14 protein-coding genes are annotated in these 16,986 nt (G+C 74.1%); 3 read left to right on the top strand and 11 right to left on the bottom strand.

The annotated features are described in order from the left end of the window. Nucleotides 1–223: 223 nt before the first annotated feature. Entirely contained in the window at nucleotides 224–1,576 is a 1,353-nt protein-coding gene (locus CG723_RS04310) for a carboxyl transferase domain-containing protein (protein ID WP_100591884.1), read from the bottom strand. Continuing rightward, nucleotides 1,569–3,017 carry an acyl-CoA synthetase gene (locus CG723_RS04315; RefSeq protein ID WP_100591885.1) on the bottom strand — a complete coding sequence of 483 codons (1,449 nt, stop codon included), beginning with the start codon at nucleotides 3,015–3,017 and terminating at the stop codon, nucleotides 1,569–1,571. The genes CG723_RS04310 and CG723_RS04315 overlap by 8 nt, the downstream gene beginning before the upstream one ends. Nucleotides 3,018–3,185: 168 nt before the next feature. On the opposite strand from CG723_RS04315, the gene CG723_RS04320 reads away from it, so the two are divergent. Then, nucleotides 3,186–3,896: a FadR/GntR family transcriptional regulator gene (locus CG723_RS04320; protein WP_100591886.1), complete on the top strand. Its 711-nt coding sequence runs from the start codon at nucleotides 3,186–3,188 to the stop codon at nucleotides 3,894–3,896. A gap of 70 nt (nucleotides 3,897–3,966) precedes the next feature. Here the strand turns inward: CG723_RS04320 and CG723_RS04325 are convergent, their stop codons facing one another. From CG723_RS04325 to CG723_RS04365, 9 genes are all read right to left on the bottom strand, one after another. After that, the gene (locus CG723_RS04325) at nucleotides 3,967–4,575 is read right to left on the bottom strand and encodes a hypothetical protein (RefSeq protein WP_100591887.1); all 609 of its coding nucleotides are present in this window, start codon (nucleotides 4,573–4,575) and stop codon (nucleotides 3,967–3,969) included. A 23-nt stretch (nucleotides 4,576–4,598) separates the two neighbouring features. Further along, the gene (locus CG723_RS04330; RefSeq protein WP_100591888.1) at nucleotides 4,599–4,829 is read right to left on the bottom strand and encodes a Trm112 family protein; all 231 of its coding nucleotides are present in this window, start codon (nucleotides 4,827–4,829) and stop codon (nucleotides 4,599–4,601) included. Further along, entirely contained in the window at nucleotides 4,816–5,745 is a 930-nt protein-coding gene (locus tag CG723_RS04335; protein WP_100592549.1) for a hypothetical protein, read from the bottom strand. Before CG723_RS04335 ends, CG723_RS04330 begins: the two co-directional genes overlap by 14 nt. Before the next feature lie 14 nt (nucleotides 5,746–5,759). Continuing rightward, nucleotides 5,760–6,491 carry a class I SAM-dependent methyltransferase gene (locus CG723_RS04340; protein WP_100591889.1) on the bottom strand — a complete coding sequence of 244 codons (732 nt, stop codon included), beginning with the start codon at nucleotides 6,489–6,491 and terminating at the stop codon, nucleotides 5,760–5,762. After that, on the bottom strand, nucleotides 6,488–7,786 hold the full coding sequence (locus CG723_RS04345) for a condensation protein (RefSeq protein WP_100591890.1): 1,299 nt from the start codon (nucleotides 7,784–7,786) through the stop codon (nucleotides 6,488–6,490). The genes CG723_RS04340 and CG723_RS04345 overlap by 4 nt, the downstream gene beginning before the upstream one ends. After that, nucleotides 7,783–11,889: an alpha-(1->3)-arabinofuranosyltransferase gene (locus tag CG723_RS04350; RefSeq protein WP_100591891.1), complete on the bottom strand. Its 4,107-nt coding sequence runs from the start codon at nucleotides 11,887–11,889 to the stop codon at nucleotides 7,783–7,785. The genes CG723_RS04345 and CG723_RS04350 overlap by 4 nt, the downstream gene beginning before the upstream one ends. Beyond that, nucleotides 11,886–12,635 (bottom strand): class I SAM-dependent methyltransferase, encoded by a 750-nt coding sequence (locus CG723_RS04355; RefSeq protein WP_100591892.1) that lies wholly within the window; start codon nucleotides 12,633–12,635, stop codon nucleotides 11,886–11,888. Before CG723_RS04355 ends, CG723_RS04350 begins: the two co-directional genes overlap by 4 nt. Continuing rightward, entirely contained in the window at nucleotides 12,632–13,783 is a 1,152-nt protein-coding gene (locus tag CG723_RS04360) for a glycosyltransferase family 4 protein (RefSeq protein WP_100591893.1), read from the bottom strand. Before CG723_RS04360 ends, CG723_RS04355 begins: the two co-directional genes overlap by 4 nt. 279 nt (nucleotides 13,784–14,062) lie before the next feature. Further along, entirely contained in the window at nucleotides 14,063–15,073 is a 1,011-nt protein-coding gene (locus tag CG723_RS04365) for a DUF3068 domain-containing protein (RefSeq protein WP_100591894.1), read from the bottom strand. A gap of 188 nt (nucleotides 15,074–15,261) precedes the next feature. Here CG723_RS04365 and CG723_RS46800 point away from each other — a divergent pair, with 188 nt between their 5' ends. Together CG723_RS46800 and CG723_RS04370 are read left to right on the top strand one after the other, a co-directional pair. After that, the gene (locus CG723_RS46800; protein ID WP_165914430.1) at nucleotides 15,262–15,414 is read left to right on the top strand and encodes a hypothetical protein; all 153 of its coding nucleotides are present in this window, start codon (nucleotides 15,262–15,264) and stop codon (nucleotides 15,412–15,414) included. 2 nt (nucleotides 15,415–15,416) lie between these two features. Then, on the top strand, nucleotides 15,417–16,709 hold the full coding sequence (locus CG723_RS04370) for a helix-turn-helix domain-containing protein (protein WP_234374141.1): 1,293 nt from the start codon (nucleotides 15,417–15,419) through the stop codon (nucleotides 16,707–16,709). Nucleotides 16,710–16,986 lie beyond the last annotated feature (277 nt).

Consider the following 16,986-nt stretch of genomic DNA (forward strand, 5'->3'; position numbering starts at 1 on the left):
CATGTGTGGGACCAACTCCCCGGCCACGCATGGGACATGGACCGGGTCGCAATCACGGTCTGCAGCCCGTTGCTTGCGCACCGTAAGCATCGTTGGTCACCGAGGCCTCATGCAATTCCTGGCGGGACGATCACCTGTTCCAGGGAACAACTGCTCCCCTGTTCGTATTTTCGATGCTCTGTGGGGCCGCGCGGGCCGCTCAAGGGGTCACTCGACGGGCCGCTCACGACGCCGTCCCCGCGATCCCGCGCACCACGCCCAGCTCCACCAAGTCCTGCGGCCTGAGATGCAGTTGGTCGGCCGTCGCGTCCGTCTCGTCCGGGGCGCGCTTGAGGATCGCGGCGGCGAGTTCGGGCGCGATCACGGAGAAGTAGCTGTCCGGCGTCGCCCAGGTGTTCTCCGGCGCTGCCAGGGCGAGCGCGCCGCCCGAGCCGCCCTCGCCCACGACCAGCGTGGTGACCGGGACCGGCGACGCGGCGAGCGCCGTGAACAGGTCCGCGATGGCGGCGCCCGCCCCGGACCGCTCCGCCTCCGCGTCGTTGGCCGCGCCTGGCGTGTCCACCAGCGTCAGCACGGGCACACCGAGCCGCCCGGCCAGCCGCACCAGCCGCGCCGCCGTCCGGTAGCCGGCCGGCCGGGTCGCCGTACCGAGCTGTGCGGCGTACGCGACCGTCCTGCCGTCCCGCGCGCCCTCCCCGAACCCGCACAGCACACCGTCGTCGGTGCCTCCGCAGCGGTCGCCGCTGACCGTGACCCGGGACGTGAAGTACGCGTCCAAGTACGCGTCGGCGCGCGGCCGTTCGGGAGCGCGGGCGCGGCGCACCGCGTCGCGGCCCGTGGCGGGCAGGTCGCCGCGGCCGAGGGCGTACGGGACCGGGGCGGGGCCGTCGGACGGGCGTGTGAGCAGGCGCAGCCACCCGGCGAGGGTCCCCGCCAGGTCGTCGGGGCGCACCACCGCGTCGACCGCACCTGCGGCGAACTGGCCGCGTGCCGAGTACGCCGCCGGGTCCGCGTCCGCCGGTCTGACCCGCGAGCCCGCGAAGCCCACCTGTGCCGAGTCGAGCGCCAGGATCACATCGGCGCCCGCGCCGAGCGTCGCCCAGCCGCCCCCCGTCGTCGGGTCGCGCAGGACCGCCACCTGCGCAAGCCCGGCCTCCCGCGTGAGCGCCGACTGCCGTGCCACGCGCTGGAGTTGGGTCAGCGCCCGCATGCCCTCCTGCATCCGGCTGCCGCCCGTCGCGACGAGTGGCACGACGGGGAGCCGGTGCGCGCGGGCGAAGGCGTACGCGGCCTCTATGCGGTCGCCGGTGCGCTCGCCGAGCGAGCCCCCGAGGAAGCCGAACTCGAAGGAGACCAGTACGGCCCTGGTCCCGCCGACCGACGCCGTCCCGCACACCACGGACTCGGCTTCGCCGGTGCGGGCGGTGGCCCGGGCCCGCGCCGCGTCGTAGCCCTCCCAGGAGAGCGGCCCGTCGGGCGCGTACGTGCCGTCGGGGGCGGGCAGTTCGGTGAAGGTGCCGGGGTCGGTGACGGCGGCGAGCGCCTCGCGGGCGGAGAGCCGCACGGCGTCAGCCACGGGGGAGCGCCCGCTTCATGATCTTGCCCATGTCGTTGCGGGGCAGCGCCTCCAGGTAGCGCACCACGCGCGGGCGCTTGTGCGGGGCGAGCCGGTCGGCGACATGGGAGGCCAGCTCGTCGGCGGCCGGGGGCCGTTCGGCGTCGGCCGGGACGATCCAGGCCACGATGCGCTCGCCGAGGTCGTCGTCGGGCTCGCCGGTGACGGCGGCCTCGCTCACCCCGGGGTGCTCGAGCAGCGCGTTCTCGATCTCGCCCGCGCCGATCTTGTAGCCGCCGCTCTTGATGAGGTCGGTGGCCTTGCGGCCCACGATGCGGACGTAGCCGTCCGGGTCGCGGACCGCCATGTCGCCGGTGCGGAACCAGCCGCCCTCGGCGAACGCGCCGGCCGTCGCGTCGGGCCGGTTCAGGTACTCCGTGAAGAGGTTGGGGCCCCTGACCTGGATCTCGCCGACCGCCTCCGGGTCGCCGGCCGGGATCTCCGTGACGCCGTCGTCCTCCACGAGCCGCACCGAGACACCCGGCAGCGGCACGCCGACCGTGCCCGCCCGCGCCTCGCCGTCCGCCCGCACGCTCGTGTTCATCAGGGTCTCCGTCATCCCGTACCGCTCGATGACGCGGCGGCCCGTCGCGGCGGCGATCCGCTCGTGGTCGTGCACGGGCAGCGCCGCGGAACCGGACACCAGGAGCCGCGCCCCCGAGAGGGCCTTCACCAGCTCCGGCTCGGCGGGCAGCGCTTCGGCGATGCGGTGGTACATCGTCGGCACCCCGAACAGCATGGTCGCCCCGCTGCCGAGCTCGCGCGCCACGCCCTCCGTGCTGAACCGGCCCAGGTGGCGCACCGATCCGCCGCGGCGCAGCGGGCCGAGGATCCCCAGGATCAGGCCGTGCACATGGAACAGCGGCAGGCCGTGCACGAGGACGTCGTCGCCGGTCCACTCCCAGGCGTCCTGGAGCGCGTCCAGGGTCGAGGTGACCGCGCGGCGCGGCAGGACCGCGCCCTTGGGCGGGCCCGTGGTGCCGGAGGTGTAGACGACGAACGCGGGCGCCGAGGCGTCCGGCTCGGGCCATTCGCGGGCCGGACCCGACGCGTCCACGTCGATGCCGACGAACCGCAGGTCGCCGAGCGCGTCCGGGAGTTCGGTCCCCGGCGCGGCGAGCACGACGTCCGGGGCGCTGTCGGCCACGATGTGCGCCAGCTCGCCGCCGCCCGACTTCGGGTTGAGCGGTACGGCGGGCACACCCGCGAGCAGCGCCGCGACCACGCCGACGGCGGTTTCCAGGGTGGGCGTCGCCCACACGGCGGCCCGGCTCGCGCCGTCGAGGCGTGCGGCCAGGGCTCCGGCCGCCGAGGCCAGCTCCCCGTAGGTGAGGGAGCGGTCGCCGAAGCGCAGGGCGGGGCGGTCGGGGTCGTGGGCCAGGGCGGGGAAGAGCAGGGACACGGGTGGCGCTCCTAGCGGCGGTCGACAGTGACGGCAGTGGCCAAGTGGCTGAACCAATGTGGGGGTGGCGTCACCCCTACGTCAAGGATGCGCCGAAAGATTGGTTCAGCCACTGGGCCATTTGTCCGGCCCGCTGTTACGCTGCGGAACCCCAGGGAGGAGGGCCCCATGACCGACGCACTGCGGCCGATGACGGCCAGGCCGCGCCTGTACGAGCAGGTCCTCGACCGGCTGCGCGCCTACGTCGCCGAGGGCGGCCTGCGCGCCGGTGACCGCCTCCCGCCCGAGCGCGACCTGGCCGCCCGCCTCGGCGTGAGCCGCGCCTCCGTGAAGCAGGCCATCACCGTCCTGGAGGTCCAGGGCCTGGTGGAGGCCCGGCACGGCGGCGGCACGTACCTCATGCGCGACAGCCTCGACGCGGAGCCCGTCGAGAGGATGGTGGAGCGCCGGCGCCGGCTGCCCGACGTCCTGGAGGCGCGCGAGGCGCTGGAGACCAAGCTCGCCGAGCTGGCCGCCGAACGCCGCACCGACGAGGACCTCGCCGCCCTGCACGCGGCGCTCGACCGCATGGTGGCCGACATCGAGGACGGCGGCCACGGCGTCGAGGGCGACCGGCTCTTCCACGCGGCCGTCACCGCGGCCGCCCACAGCGCGCTCCTCGCCGAGTTCATGCGGTCCATCGCCGACCAGGTCACCGAGTCACGCACCGAGTCCCTGCGTCAGCCGCGCCGCCCGGCCCGCTCCCTCGCCCAGCACCGGGCGATCCTCGACGCGATCGAGACGGGCCGCCCGGCACAGGCCGCGGCGGCGATGCGCCGCCACGTACGGACGGTGGCGAAGGTACGGCTCCTGGACTGGGACCCGGACGAGGGCGAGTAGTCGGCCCCCGCAAGGACCCCCGCGAAGAGCCCCGCAATGGGGTTGCTGACGGGTTGCTGACCAGCCGGCGTCAGCCGGTGAGTGTCCAGCGCTGGAGCAGTCCGTAGGTGAACTCCGCTTTGACCTCTCGAGGCGTCCCCTCCGTGTCCGGCGCCGTGAAGGCGAGACCCCAGCGCGTGGGCGCCGAGCCCTCCAGCGGGCGGGCCGGAGGGAACGCCTCGGACACCTCGTCCACGGTGCAGGACCAGGGCACGAGGTCGTCGAGGGTGCGGAGCGCGGGCGCGGGTGCGCCGGGGGCCCGCACCAGCCACTCGTTCCACACCGCGCCGTTCGGGCCGGCCAGCGCCTCGAAGAGCAGACCGGGCCAGAGCGGCACGCTCCATTGCAGGGCCTCGCACGTCAGGTCACCGATGTGCCGGGTGACGGTGTGCTCGGGGGCGCCGAGGAGCGAGCGGTACATGGACCGTGTGGTGAGCGGGCCTCTCACATGACGCCTGGCCTGGTAGCGGCGGTTCGCCTCCCGCATCTGCGCCACCGTCGCGCCGAGCTGCCGGCGCGCGTCCTCCACGAGGTCCGCATTGTGGTCCGCCATGCGGCGCAGCAGGACCAGCTGGAAGTCGGTGACCGTGAAGGGCTCGCCGGTGGGGGCGGGCCTGCGTCGCGCTGACATACGGTCCATGGTCGCGCACGGCGGCCGCGCCGTCAGGGCGACATCCGATCGAGCAGCCGCTCGTGCTCGTCCTCCGGGACCTGCTCGCCCGACGAGGGCAGGAGCTGGGGAATGCCGTCGACGATCGGGTAGCGGCGCCGCAGCCGGGGGTTGTAGAGCGCCTCGCCCGACAGAAGGGCGTCCTCCTCGGGCGGGAGGAGGTGCAGCGGGCCCTTGTCGAGCGGGCAGGCCAGGATCCTCAGCAGCGGGTCATCGGGCTTCACGGTCGGCCAACTCCTTGGCGGGCGAGGGGGTGTGGGGCGGCGGGTCGTCGTGCTTCGGCATGAGGAGCAGTACGGACACGGCGAGGAGCGTGCCGGTCAGGCGCAGCGCGAGCGCCACCGGTTCGCGCGGCAGTGACTCGCCGAACGCGAGCGTGCCGAGCACGGCCGTGAACAGGCACGTCACCGTCGAGCACACCGGCACGATCAGCGAGGCGCGGCACCGCTGGAGCGCCGCCTGCGACATGACGAGCCCGAACCCGCCCGTGCACAGCAGGAGATAGGGGTAGGGCGAGGTCAGCAGGTGCAGCGCGGCAGCGCCGAGCCGGTCCGTGGTCAGATACCCGGCGACCCCCTTGATGGCCAGCGAGCTCACGCCGTAGAGCAGGCCCACCGCGACCCCGTACTCGACGCCGGTCGTCGGGAGGCGGTGCCGGCGGCGCGTCCTGCGCTCGGCGAGGCCGTACAGGAGGAGCCCCGCCGCGAGCGTCGGCACGCACACCCCGAGGATCAGCGCGGCGGGCGCGCCCTTGCTGACCGTGTCGCTGCCCTGGCGCAGGGACAGTACGACCATGAGGAGCGCGGCGAGGATCGCCCCGATCGCGTACCGCTCCCGGCCCGTCGTCCGCTCCCCGAGGAGCGCCGAGGACAGGAGCAGCAGGAGGACGAGGCCGGAGACGAAGATGGCCTGCGCGGCGGCGATGGGAAGCGTTCTGTAGACGGCGAGCTGGGCCCCGAACCCGGCGGCCAGGGCCAGGGAGCCGCCGAGCCAGAGGGGACTGCCGGCGACGAGGCGCACCAGATGGGCCGGGCGGCGCACGCTGATCTGCGGCAGCGCGGCGAGCGCCCGCTTCTCCAGGACGAACCCGGTGCTGTAGAGGACGTTCGCGAGGAGCGCCGCGCCGACGCCCCACCACATGGCGGTCATCCCGCTCACGTCTTCCTGGCGTGCAGCAGGAGGATCGACGAGAGGGAAGGGGCCGCGCAGGCGAGCCGGTCCAGGGGGCGCAGCGGGCGCGGCACCCCGTGGAAGGGCGCGCCCGTGACCCGTACGACGTCGAAGCCCGCCGCCGCCACGAACGAGCGCAGCGCGCGGGCCGTGTACAGCCGCAGATGGCCCACGACCTCGCTGCCCGGGCGGCCGTGCACGGCGCGCAGGCTGACCTCGGAGAAGACGGGCTGCACACCGGCGAGGAGCAGGGCGCGGTTGTACCAGGCGGCGAGGTTCGGCGTGGACAGCATGAGATGGCCGCCGGGGCGCAGGATCCGGCGGATCTCGTCGAGCGCGGCATCGGGGTCGACGAGGTGCTCGATCACCTCGCTGAACAGGACGGCGTCGGCGGAGCCCGCCGCGAACGGCAGCCCGCTCGCGGTGAGTTCACCCCGCACCACGTCCGGGATCCGGGCTCTGGCCCGCTTGAGGGCGTCCTGCGACCAGTCGACGCCGACGATGCGGTGGCCCGCGAGGAGCGGCGCCGCGGTGGCCGCCGCCTGCCCGTCGCCGCAGCCGATGTCGACGACCGTGGCGGGGAAGGGCGCGGGTCTGCCGAGGGCGGTGGCGAGCGCGCGGGCCTGGCGGTGGGAGCGCTGTTCGCCGGAGGCGACCGGGGTCGCCGGGTCCTCGTAGAAGTCCCGCAGCCCCGGCGGGGCGGACGTGGTGGTCATGGCGTCGCCTCCTGCGTCGCGTGCAGGTAGTGCTCGAACAGGTCAAGGAGACGGTCGCCGTCGCCCGGTCCGAGCAGGGCGCGCGACCAGCGCAGCGCGAGGTGCAGCCGGCCCGCCGTGGACGCGGTCGTCACGGTCAGGCCGCGCGGCATGCGCGCGGGGGCCGAGAACCAGACGGCGTGGGCGCGGCCCGCGTCGCCGAAGTCGAGCGGGTAGGGGACGCGGCCGATGTTGCTGAGCAGCGTGGTCGACGTCCAGGGAGCGGCGGCCCTGCGCAGTCCGCGCGTGACCGCGGCGCGCCAGGCGACCGGGGCGAGCGGAGCGGTGAGGAGGGAGGCGCCGTGGCCGAGCTGGGGCCGGTCGAGGGCCTTGAGCGCGCGGGTGCGCACCGAGGTGCGGTGCAGCAGGAGCGGGATGTCCGTAGGCGCCAACTCCTGTGGTTCGAAGGTGACTTCGACGAGCCGGGTGCCGTTGCCGATCGGCATGTCCGTGCCCCGGGGCCGGTCGTCCACCGGCATCGTGATGCGCAGGGGGCGCGGGCGCGCGCCGTGCTCCCTGTTCCAGTGCGTGATCATCAGGGCGGTGGCGGCCATGAGCTGGTCGTTGACGGTGTACGGGGCGCCGGCGGGCCGGTGCGGCACGGGCAGGTCCGCGACGAGGAGGCCGTTGCCGGGCGAGAGGGCCGGCGAGGGATCGGGGGTGCCGGGGGCGACGCGGGCGGGCGGGGTCCACGGCGAGGGCCCGCGCAGGGCGGGCCCCGGCGCCCCGGTCGGCGCCCTGTGTGGCGGAGGCGCGCCGGGGGCGTCGTCGTGACCCCCGTAGATCTCGGCCGCCGTCGCGAGAACGCGCAGACAGGCCGGGCCGTCCAGCGCGGTGTGGTTGATGGTGAGGAAGAGGACCGCGGCGCCGTCCTCCCGCTCCCGCACGACCTCCAGACGGATCGGCGGCGACGCGGTCAGCGGCGGGGCGTGCGTCAGCGCACGCGTCCTCGCGTCCTTGAGCGCGTCCGGCCCCGGCGACGGGAAGGCGACCACGTCCACATCGGGGCCACGGGTCAGCTCCCACTCGTAGCGCCGCCGGTACCAGGGGCCCGCCGCCTCCCGCATCAGGATGCGCGGATGGCGGCGCAGCGCTTCGGCGAACGCGGCCTTCAGGCGTGCGGGGTCCGGAGCGCCCGGCAGGTGGACCTCGATGTGGACGGTCTCCGGCTCCTCGTCCTGGAGACAGTGCCGGGCGACCTCGTCGACCACGGGGAACGGGACGCGCCGCGGCGCGGGCGGGGCCGGAACGCTCATGCTTCGCCTTCCTGCGACGGGCCGGCCACGGTGTCCGGCGGCCTGCGGGTGGTCGCCAGCGCCGCGAACAGGGCGGTCAGCGCGAGGAGTTGGGCCACCGGGCCGAACGCGCCCGCGGACGACCGGGACGCCTCCCCGGCCCCCACCGCGGCGGCGACCCCCGCGCCCGCCATCGCCAGGAACGCGATCGGGACGAGGAGTGCGTGCCGCCGCCACGCCACGAACGCGAGCGCCGGGACGAGCAGCGCGAGCGGGCCCGCGATCACCGCGCCGACGAGGGTGAGCGCCACCGTGCCGAGCAGCAGCCCGGGCGGCGGGGCGGGCGGCGTCACATCTGTGGACGTGGCGCGCCGCCGGAACAGGGCGATCCCGGCCAGCGCGAGCACGCCCGCGGCCCCGCCGAACAGCCCGGCCTCGTACGTCCGCGCCGGCTCGTAACTCAGCTTCACGGTGCCGCCGGCGCCCTGGGGAACGAGGAAGCCCTGCTGCCAGCCGTCCAGGCGCAACGGCGTCAGCTCCTTGCCGTCGAGGGTCGCCTTCCAGCCGTCGTTCACGTTCTCGTACGTCGTCAGATAGGTGGCGGGGCCGGAGCCGACGGTCACCTCCTTGCGGTCGCCGAGCCAGTCGCGGACACGCAGATCGCGGCCGGCGGGCGGGGTGGCGGAGGGGGCGTCGGTGCGGGTGAGGGTGGCGCCGGTGAGACGGAGGGGGCCCTTGTTCTGCGGTGTCTCCAGGGTGTGGGTGCCGGCCGGGAGTTCGAGCGACGCGGGGGCTTTCCCGCACAGGGTGACGGTGATCGGGCGGCGCTCCACCAGGTCCCTGACCGATCCCTGCGCGCGCGTCGCGTACCGCGTCCCGTCGACGGTGACCTCGGGTCCCTTGCCGCAGGACAGGCTGAACGTGCGGGTCGGGGACGGCTGCGGGGTGCGGTACCGGTCGAGCGCCGGGAGGTACGCCTCGGTCAGCCCCACCGGCAGTTGCAGATCGGCGTCCGCCACCGGGTTGTGGACGGTGAGGGGCGCCGTCGCGGTGACGGTGATGTCCAGTCGGTCCGTGGTGATCGGGTCGAAGCGGGCCACGCCGTTCTCGTCGACACCCGCCACTGCCGCCCCGTCCGGCGAACTGATCTCGATCTTCTCGGGCCGGGTGGACAGGCCGCCCGCGGCGGCGAGTACGACCTCTCCCACCGCCTGCTTGTCCGGCCAGCGCAGATGGATGGTGGGCCGGTCGCCCGCGATCCACGCCGTGGTCAGGTCGCCGTCCGTGAGGTTGCGCGCCGACAGATCGCCGCCGAGCGCGGACGTGGAGTCCGCGGTGGCCGTGATGCGGCGGCGCTGATCGGGCGCCACGTCGTAGAGGAGCTTGTCGAACGCGTCGCCCGGAGCGGGCCGCGCGCTCGCCTTGAGGGTGTAAGCGCCCCCTTCGGGGGTCGTGAAGCGGCGCCCGAGGTTCGGCTCCTCCGTCGTCGCGTGGAAGCTGAACTGCTGGGCGTCCGTGGAGTCCTGGGGCAGCCGAAGGAGCCGGGTCACCTGAACGCCGGGGATGTCGACGCCCGAGAAGCCCGCGCCGGCGAGCCCCGTGTGCCCCGCCTGCGCGTCCAGGATCGTGATCCGCAGCCAACTGCTGTTTCCCTCAGGTGCCTTGACGGTCTGGCGCTTGCCGTTCGGCTGAAGGGTGGAGGTGGCCGAGCCCGCTTCCGTCTGTACGCGGATCCGGGTCGGCGCGGCCCGGACTCCCTCCTGCGGCAGGGGAGTCACCTGGAGCGTGCCGGGCACGGGTGTCTTCGCGGAGAACGCGATCCGCAGCCACTGCCCGTCGGGCGTGCCCGGTGTGCCCTCCGCCCACGCCGTGTCCGGGTTCCCGTCGAACGCGTTCACCGGGTCGTACTGCGGCAGGTGGAACAGCCAGTTCCCGCTCGACGACGCCGTGACCTGCGCGGCGCCACGCAGCACGGCGGTCGTCTGATGGCGGATCCCCTCGCCCGGCAGGATCTGCCGCGGCTTCGCCCCCGGGTCCTGTGTGCTGTCCGGGGAGTTCCGCTCGGTCGGCGTGTACGTGTACGAGGTGTTGGAGCCGACCAGGCCGAAGCGGGTGTCCGCGCGGCGGAGGCCGTCACCGGCCGTGCGCAGCGCGGGCGTGCCGATGCCCGGGTGGTTGTCGCCGGCCAGGACGGTGGGCCGGCCGCGCATCCCGGGGTCGGCGGACAGTGGCAGGAGCGCCTCGGGGCCGCCGCTGACCTCCGCCGTGCCGGAGACCGGCAGCAGGGCTGCCTGCCCGGGGCGCCGCGCGGAGCCGGGTGCGTAGATCTCCACCGCCCGCAGGCGCGGATAGAGCCCCTCGACCTGGAGTGGGGTGCCCTCGGCGATGCGCCCGCCGGTCGTGACGGGCCCGAACCCGGCGACGCGCCGGTACCCGGACTCCTCCAGGGTGCGCTTGACGGTCGCGGTCGGTACGTAGCCCAGCTGGTCGGGGTCGAGGTCGTTGCGGACGACGACGTGGTGCAGGCCCGCCCTGCCCAAGTAGTCCTGGAGGCCAGGAACTTCACCTCCGGTGGTCAGGGCCTGCTCGACGGCGTCGAGGGCGCGGCGGTTGCCGGGTGTGCCGAACGGGACGTAGTCGCGCTGCGCCCAGCGCGAGTCGGCGAGGACGTCGAGGGGCTGGTCGATGGGGGAGCCCCAGGTGTAGATGCCGTGCGCGGTGGCGGGCACGACGAGGGCGCGCGAGTCGGGCGAGTTCTTCTTCAGCCAGTGCGCGGTCGTGTCCCAGTACGCGGGCAGGGAGCGGAACGAACCCGGTTGCAGGATCGAGCCGTTGAGGTAGGGCCAGGCGAGTCCCGGCAGGATGAGCACCGCCGCCACGAGGGGCGCGTACCGGCGGTGGCGCAGGGGGCGGGCGCCGCGCGGCTCGGCCGCGACCGCCGCCACATGCATCAGCCCGAAGGCGAGGGCGAGCCCCAGGCCGGTCTGGAACTTGTAGATGTTGCGGAACGGGACCAGACCGCCGTTCAGCCAGGACTGCACCGTGGAGTGGAAAGGTGCGCCGAGCGCACCGCCGTAGCCCGCGAGCGTGATCAGCGCGACCGTGAGGACCGTCAGGACGAGCCAGCGGCGTTCCGGCAGATCGCGGCGGGCGAGCCCCGCGAACCCGAAGGCCGCCGCGAGCGCCGAGCCGACGACGGTCACGGCCGCTGTCGCCACCGTCCATCCGGCCGGCAGCCAGGCCTCGCCGAAGTGCAGATACGCCACCCAGTTCCCGGCGCCGCGCAGGGACTCGGCGGCCGACATGGTGCCCGTCGTGGTCTGCGAAGTCTCCACGTACGGAAGGAAGTTCTCGCCGTAGACGCCCAGGAGGAGGAGCGGCAGGATCCACCAGGCCGTCGCGAGGATCACCGACGGGGTCCACCACGCGATCAGCTTGCGGCGGCGCGGGCCCGGCGGGCGGGACAGGAGATAGAGGCCCACCGGAAGGAGGGAGGCGAGCGTGGCCGCGGCGTTCACCCCGCCCATGAACGGGATGAGGAGCGCCGAGCGCGTCGCCGCGACGCGCGCGCTCGTACGGTCGTTCGTGAGCGGCAGCAGCACCCACGGCAGGAACGCGCCCGGCAGGGCGGCCGCCGACGTCGAGCCGACGACGATCGTGAACGCCGGCCACAGCGCGTAGGCCACCGCGCCGAGCAGCCGGGTGCGCGGGTTGCCGATCTTCAGGCGCTCCGCGAGGCGCAGGGCGCCCCAGAACGCCACGGTCACGATGATCGACAGCCACAGCCGCTCCGCCAGCCACACCGGCAGATGCGTCAGGCGCGCGAGCCCGTAGTAGGGCAGCATCGGGAACGAGTAGCCCACGTACTGGTCGAAGATCCCGCCGAATCCCGCCCGGTCGTGCCACAGGTCGCCCAGGTCCGTGAGGAACTTCCACGGGTCGAGCGCGACGCCCAGCTTCGTGTCGAACGTCATGCGCCCGGGCGACACCGCCACGAACAGCACGAACACCGTGGCCCAGAAGGCCAGCAGCCAGCGCCGCGAGCGCGGCCCCCGCCCGTGTCCCGGCCGGGAGTGGGCGGGGCGGGCCGCTGCCGGGGGCGGCGCCTGGACCGTGCTCGTCATGGAGAACACCGCCGGAGGATGAGGAGGAGGTTCCAGGTGGCGAACTCGCGCACCCCCGGCACCTTCGCGACGGTCGCCGCGAGGAACGGCCAGTAGCGGGAGCGCGCGGAGACGACGGTGATGTCGTCACGGGCCCTGACCTGGCGCAGCGTCGGGCCGATGTGATGCGCGAAGAGGTTCTCGCCGAGCGTGTGTTTGGGCGGCCTGCCCGTGCGCCGCTGATAGCGGGCGCCGGCCCGGTCGGCGCCCAGGTAGTGCCAGGGCGCCCACTCGTGACCGCCCCACGGGGACAGCCAGTTGGTGAACGAGAGATAGACGATCCCGCCGGGCCGCGTCACGCGGACCAGCTCGCTGAGAAATGTCTGCGGGTCATCCACGTGTTCCAGGACGTTCGAGGAGAACGTGACGTCGGCCGCGCCCTCCGCGAGCGGCAGCAGATAGCCGTCCGCGACGACCGCGGGAGCGGACGGCCGCTCGCCCAGCTCTCTTGCGTCGGGCTCGAAGAGGAAGCCGTGTGCGCCGCGCCGCCGGAACTCCCGCGTGAAGTAGCCGGACCCGCCGCCCACATCGACGACGACTTTTCCGCGTACGTCGCCGCAGACCGCCTCGACCTGGTCGGCGGCGTCGCGGGCCAGCAGGGAGTAGCAGGCCTCGGGGTCCTGCTGTTCGCGCAGGAACGCGCGGAACAGGGCGAGCGAGCGGCGCAGCGACGGGTCGGGCGGGGACGTCCGTGTCGAGTGCGTCATGGCGCGGGGCTCCTCACCGCCTCGGCGGCCACGGCTCTGAACTGCCGCACCGTGTGCGCCCAGCGGAAGGTCGCGGCGCGTTCCTCGGCGGCCTTGCCCATCAGCCTCCGCCGCTGTCCCGACAGGGCCAGCGCGCACCAGGCCGCCGCGAACGACGACTCGCCGCGCGCGAGGAGACCCGTGACACCGTCCTCCACAGAGTCGCGCAGGCCCGGCACGTCGAAGCCGATCGCCGGGGTCCCGCGCGCGGCGGCCTCCGTGACGACCAGACCCCAGCCCTCCACGGCGGAGGGGTGCAGCAGCAGCCATGCCTCGCACAGCAGCCGGTTCTTCTCGGCCTCGGAGACATGGCCCCTGAACTCGACGCCGGGGCCCGCGAGTTGTTCGAGCCGTTCCCGCTCGGGCCCGTCGCCGACGATCAGGAGCCGGCCGCCGGTGACCGGCCGCACCCGCTCCCACAGCCGCAGCAGCAGATCGATCCGCTTGTACTCGACGAGCCGGCCCATCGCGAGGAAGAGCGGCTCACGGGAGCGGTCCGCGCGCGGGCCCGGCTCCTCGACGCCGTTGTGGACGACACGGATGCGTTCGCGTTCGACGCCGAGCGCCCGCAGCGCGGCCGCCGTCGACGGCGAGACGGCCACCAGCAGACCGCGGCGCTCGGCGCCGGACAGCGCCCAGTGCTCCAGCCGTCGCCCGAGCCGCGCGGCCGGCGCGAGCGGCCCGCCGAAGCGCATGCGCCACAGATCGGTGTGGACGTGGTTGACCAGGCGCAGCGTCGGGCCGCGGTGCCACAGTGGTGCCAGGTACGGCATGCCGTTGCACACCTCCACGAGCAGGTCGCAGTCGCCGACCTGGCGGGCGAAGGCGGAGCGCGCCCGCAGATAGTGGCCGAGGTCGCCGCCCGCCGACACGACGCGGTAGTCGCGGAACGCGGCGGGTCCGCCGCACAGGAGCGTCACCTCGTGTCCCAGGCGGGTGAGCCCGTCGGCCAGCCGGTCGACGAGGAGTTCGGAGCCGCCCGCGGCCGGATTGCCGAGGTCGCGGCGGGCGAGGAAGGCGATCCGGCGCGGCGGTGGGGGAAGCGCCGGGTGGGGACGCGCGTCGCCCGGGTGGGGCGTGCGCAGGGGGGTGGGCACGTGCTGGGGCATGGGTGCTCCAACTCGTCTCGGGGTGCGGAACTGTGTGGGGGGACTTGCGCGGGGCGTTTCAGGAATGCCTTACGGATGCCGTTGGGGATGCCTTTACGGGGCTGGCTCAGGCTGCGGAACGGGGTGCCGGGGCGGCGGTTACGGAAGAGCTGTGCCGGGGCTGTGCGGGGGCGGTGCCTGAACTGTGCGGGGGGTGGGGTGGGACAGTTTTCGCCGAGCCGTTCGATGCGGCTACTCACCGAGGTGACAAATTCTCAGCTTTCCGGAGCTGACGTCTCATCACATCGTGGAGGGTTCCAGCACTGTTGGGGACGAATCGGGATTCGACGGCCCCCTCCCGCCCGTACCGCCCCGCCCGCCCCTGCCCCGTACGACGAACACGGCACCCAGTGCCGCGAGCGCCAGGCCGGCCGCGCCCGCCGTGAGCGGGAGCGTCGTGCCGAGGAGGTGGAGCCGGCCGCTGTCGTCGTCGGCGAGAGCGACCTGCCGGCGCTGCGTGGCCGGGGTGAACGCGATGCGCTCGCTGTCGAGAAGCACCACCGCGTCCTTCGCCGAACCGGGGGCGCGCAGCGTCTTGCGCGGGCCGATCGCCGCGTGGACGATCCGGCCCGTCTTCTTGTCCACGACCAGCTCGATGCCGTGGTTCGCGTACCACTCCTCGGCCAGGACCTGATTCCGCTTCGGCTGTCCCACGATCGTCCCGGGCACCAGGCGCGACCCGGTCTTCGTGGCGGGGACGGTGCCGGTGAAGCGGTAGCCCTCGTAGCCCTGGACCTTCTTCGTGCCCCGGTAGGAGAGCGTGACCGTCGCGCCGAGCGTGTTGTCCCACCAGCGGTAGGCGCGCCTTTGCACGTCGAAGGGGAACTTGAGGTAGGCCTCGCCCTCGAAGGACGGCTGCTCGCCGCAGCAGTGCACGGGTGCGTTGGTCCTGCGGTCGGTGACCCAGCGCTCCAGGGTCCACTGGAGCGCGTCGTGCGGGTCGGCCGCGGGCAGCGACGCGTCGGTGTCGACGGACGTGGACACGTCCCACACCGCCCGGCCGCTCTTCTCGGACGCGGCCACATCGCCGCGCACCTGGCGCGTGACGGTGATCCTCTTGCCGCGCACGGTCTTCACCGCGCCGGTGTCGAAATAGCTTCCGGTTCCGGTGAACACGGTCGTCGTGTCGACGTCCACGGGGGTGAGTTCGGCGCGCGGCTCGACGTACCACGCGAGCAGCGGGGCCAGGGCGAGCAGGAACGCGCCGAGACCCAGTGTGAGCAGGGAGAAAGGTGAAGCTGTACGACGCATCCGGCACTCCTGGGGTGGGGGAGGGAGGTCTGGTGCGGGCGCAACGCGGCTTTGGGCCGGGAACCGTAGGCGCACCCTTGACGGAGTGTCAATGCATTGCAGACACTGGGCACTTGCCGGAACGGGGCCCGGCAGGGGACTGCGCAACGGGTGGGGATTCGACCTCCGAACGAGAGGCTGACCCTGCGATGAACCGACTGCTCGCCGCCGCCCTGACCGTCGCGGCAGGCGCCGTGCTCGCCCTCGGCGCCTCCCTGGGCGTCGTGGCCCTTCTGAACGCCACCCCGGACCAGCCGAACGTGCCGCTCGTGACGTACGAGACAGCCGGCCGGGAGCGTTGAGGGTGCCCCCCGTTCCGTCCGTCGGCCCCGCGACCCGCAGCGCCGTGCGGCCCGAGCGCTCGGCCTGGCGCGATGTGCCCCGGCTCCAGGTGAAACGGTTCGCCGGCCTCGCCATGGCTGAGGCGCCCGCCCTCGCGGAGGACATCCTGCGGGAGATCCGCCGCGAATACCCCCACTTACCCCTCGTGCTCGACGAGTCCGGCGAGCCCATGGCGCTCGTCGGCATCCGCAGGGCCATCGAGGGCTTCGTGCAGCTCCAGCTCGCCGACGCGGAGGACCGGCCGCGCTCCCACCCGGCCGTCTTCCAGGAGTTCGGCCGCGGCCAGAGCCTGCACGGCCGCAGCCTCGACTCGCTCCAGGCCATGTACCGGCTCGGCGTCCGCCTGGCCTGGCGCCGCCTCGCCGAACTCGGTCAGCGGGCCCTCATCCCGCCGCCCGCCATGTACGAACTCGCCGAGTCGGGATTCGAGTACCTCGACGGACTCGTCGACCAGTCCGTACGCGGCTACGCCGAGGCCGCCGCCCGGCAGGCCGGCGAACGCCTGCGCCTCCAGCGCAAACTGATCGACCTGCTCCTCACCGATCAGACCGAACATCCCGACCACGGCGAACGCGGCGGCGCCGCCCCGCCCGACCCCGTGCGGGCCCTCGCCGAACGGGCCTCCCGGATCGGCTGGCCCCTGCCCGGCCGGGTCTCCGTGGGAGTGCTCCTGCGCCCCGCGCGCGAGGCGGTCGCGCCCGCCGTCGGGCAGGGCGTGCTCCTCGACATGGAGACCGAGCAGCCCCGCATGGTCGTGCCCGACCCCGACGCGGCGGGCCGCCCCGAACTCCTGCGCCGCGCCATGGCCGGCTGGTCGGGCGCGATCGGTCCGCCGGTGCCGCTGTCGGACGCGGCGAAGTCCCTGCGCTGGGCCGAGGCAGCCGTCCGGCTCGTGGAGCGCGGGCTGCTCCCGGCGGGCGAGGTGCTCCACTGCACCGAACACACCCAGGCCCTCGTGCTCCTCCAGCCCGAGGAACTCATCGACGACCTGTCGCGTCGCGCGCTCGCGCCCCTCGCCCACTGCGGCCCCACCCACGCCCGCCGCATGGCCGACACCCTCCTCGCCTGGCTGGAGACACGCGGCGGCGCACCCGAGGTGGCCGCCCGCCTCGGCGTCCACCCGCAGACCGTCCGCTACCGGCTGCGCCAGATCCGCGAGCTGTGGGGCGACGAGATCGACGACCCGGACCGCCGTTTCGAGCTGGAACTGGTGTTGCGCGCTCGGCGGTTGAGGGATCTGCCCGGCGGACCGTGACCGGTCCGGCAGTCCCTCGGCTGCCGGCGGGCCTGCCGCACCTCGCGGTCGACCGCCCATGGGTCCGACACCGGGCCCAGCTGCCCGAGCTTGTCGGGGTTGACTACCAAGCCATCACGGAGAAAACAGCACATCAGGCCCTAGCGGCTGTGACACGCGTACGGGGCATGTGGGTGCCGTCACAAGGTCGCGAACCGGTGCGCGGGGCGCCCCCGGGCCCATTGCCCCCTCAACGCGGCTGTGAGTAGCCTATGTTCGTGATACCGACCGACTGTTG

The sequence above is a fragment of the Streptomyces sp. CB01635 genome (assembly GCF_002803065.1).
In the GTDB taxonomy this organism is placed as follows: domain Bacteria; phylum Actinomycetota; class Actinomycetes; order Streptomycetales; family Streptomycetaceae; genus Streptomyces.